This is a genomic window from Luteimonas galliterrae (assembly GCF_023374055.1).
Classification (GTDB): Bacteria; Pseudomonadota; Gammaproteobacteria; order Xanthomonadales; family Xanthomonadaceae; genus Luteimonas_C; species Luteimonas_C galliterrae.
In genome coordinates this window covers 1-2,586 of the sequence record NZ_JAMBEP010000011.1, presented here as the reverse complement: position 1 = coordinate 2,586, position 2,586 = coordinate 1, and the positions used below count along the sequence as shown (strand labels likewise).

Sequence of the window (2,586 nt, the reverse complement as noted above, 5' to 3'; positions counted from 1 at the left end):
TGAATGGCGATGCGTTGACCGACGTGATGTTCTGCAAGTCCGACGCCAATTACGCGGCGGCCGCCGGCAAGGCCATGCCGATGTACTACGGCGCTCACTCCGATCCGGTGAGTTGGGTGAGCGGTCATCTGTACTACGGCTTGAACGTACCCGGGCACGGCATCGATCTGAGCCAGGGCGGTTACCCGGCGACCCATAACGGGCTGGCGGGCAATCCGATCCCGTGCCATGCCAAGGACAGTTATTTGGTCATGGACCTGCACGGCGACGGCCGGCAGTCGTTCCTGCATCGCACCCATCCGCATGTGGCGCAGATCACCCTGGGCGGCATCGAGCCGAACGTGCCGGACGGTGTGGTGAACGACCCTTATCCCAGGGATCCCAACAATACGCAGTTGACCAATTATTGGCATAAGCAGCGCGAGAAGGTGTGGGCCGAAAAGCTCATCGGCGAGTCGACGTACAACGCCTTCACCTACGAAGTCGGCACGGGCCTCACCTATCACCCGACCGGATTGCCGTACGAATACTTCATGCGCTGGCAGCGCGCCGGCAACTCGCAAGGGCGTTATAGCGCGCACCAGCGTTCCAAGGCGTCGGATTCGGATGGCGGGGTGATGGCGGACGCTCTGGCCAAACGCGATGGCCGGCTGACCGACTGGGGCAGTCCGGACACGTTGATGGTGGGCGGCGGCCCCAGCGAAATGCGCACGGGCGATGTCAATGGCGACGGTCTGACCGACGTGCTGATGGTGGATCTGCTGGCTTGCCACTACGGCCAGGTCCTGAACCAGCAGGTCGTATTCCCCGTTCGCGGATGCTCGTTCCAGGATGTGGAGGAGTTCGGTCGGGAACTGATCGAGCAGACCTACGAAAAGATCGCGGTGTTCGTGTACCTCAACCGCGGCGACGGCACGTTCTATCCGGGCAGTGCGCACAAGCTGTGGGACACGGACTTGGAGCCGGCGGAGAAGCAATTGCTGGAGCAAGGTTATGTCAAAGGCATGGATGCGATCGACCAGGAGGCTTTGTTCCGGTCGGCCTGGACCAAGGCGACCGCGGCCACGCGCGGCTGGCGGATGGAGTTCGCCAGCAGTCTGGTCGGCGACGGCAACGGCGACGGCCTGGCGGACCTGGGCTACTTGCGCATGGCTTTTACGCCCAGCGGCGGCTGGCTGGGCGACAGCATGGCCGGCAGCTACACGATGCTGCCGGTGTGGCGGTTGGGCCGCCATGGCGGCGGGTTGTCCGAAGCCGAGACGCCGATGGGGGTGAACGTCGACAAGCTGTTGCCCTCGGCGATGCTGGACGGTTGGCCGGGTTGGGAGGCGAACTATTACAGTCTTAACCACACGCAATGGGAAAAGCCGGAGCAATCGCCGGCCACGCTGGATCCTTACGCGCAGCACGAGTACGGGCTGGCCGCGCGCCTGATGCCGATGGACGTGGACCACGACGGTCGCGACGAAGTGATGATCTACGACCATGTGCACGGGCGCTGGTTGATGGCCACGCCGGAGGCGACCGACGAGCCGCAACCGAATCTGCTCGTCGCGGTCACCGATGGCCTGGGCGCGCGTACCGAGTTGGACTACGCCCCGCAATCAAGCCTGACCTCGCCCGACCATCCCTGGACGCAGGCGGACATCGATCTGCCTTATCCGCTGTGGAGCCGGCCCAGCGCGGCGGCGGCGGTGGCGCGGCTGCGCAACGATACGGGTCAGGATGCGGGCAATGCGCCGGCGTACGCCACCACGCACTATCTGTACGGCAAAACGGTGGTTGATGTGCGCCATGGCGCGTCCTTGGGGATCGACCGCCATATCGCCAAGACCTCGACCTCCACGCCCAGCGGAATGGTCAACAGCTTGCGTGTCGAACGTTACGACACCGCGCCAGTCTATGACGCTGCCTTCAAAGCCTACCCGCTGGCGGGTAGCTTGCTGAGTTCTACCGCGATGGTCTGGGGCGAGCCGAAGGAACCGGTGCGGATCAGCCACGGCGGGCAGCGCTACAGCGCGCATGCCGGCAATGCGCCGGGCACTTGGCGGCGGCAACTGGACGCCAGCACGGCGACGATCTACGAGGTGAGCAGCGATGCGCCCGCGGCCACGGCCGGCAGCTTGTTCGCCTGCTTGACGCAGGTCTACGACGGTGCGCAGCAATGCGGCGGCCAGGGTGAAAGCTTTAAACCGCTAAGCCATAGCACGACATCGATCGCTTACGATCCGGACAACTACGGCTTGCCGAAAACCGAGGTCGTGGTCGCGTCGGGATCGACCACGGTCAGCGAACGCGCGTTCGAGCATCACGATTCGGCGAGTCCGGACGGTCCTGGCGGTTATGTGCTGGGCTTGCCTACGACGGTATGGGTCGCCAACGAACCCAAGCCTGGGGCCGGCTACACCTTGCGCACGACGCTGAATAGTTACTACGCCAACGGCCAGCTCGCCTCCACCACGATCGAACCGGATCAGCCGAAATACCGCATCAGGGAGAGCTATACCTATGGCGAGTTCGGCCACCCTAAAACCAAGACCGTCAGTGCAGCGGGCAGTCCGGACAACGTCACCACCTACGGTTACA

At 64.0% G+C, this 2,586-nt stretch carries 1 protein-coding gene; it reads left to right on the top strand.

The window, feature by feature from the left end:
- The coding region (locus M2650_RS16355) for a hypothetical protein (RefSeq protein ID WP_249476247.1) at positions 1–2,586 on the top strand (2,586 nt) is incomplete at both ends.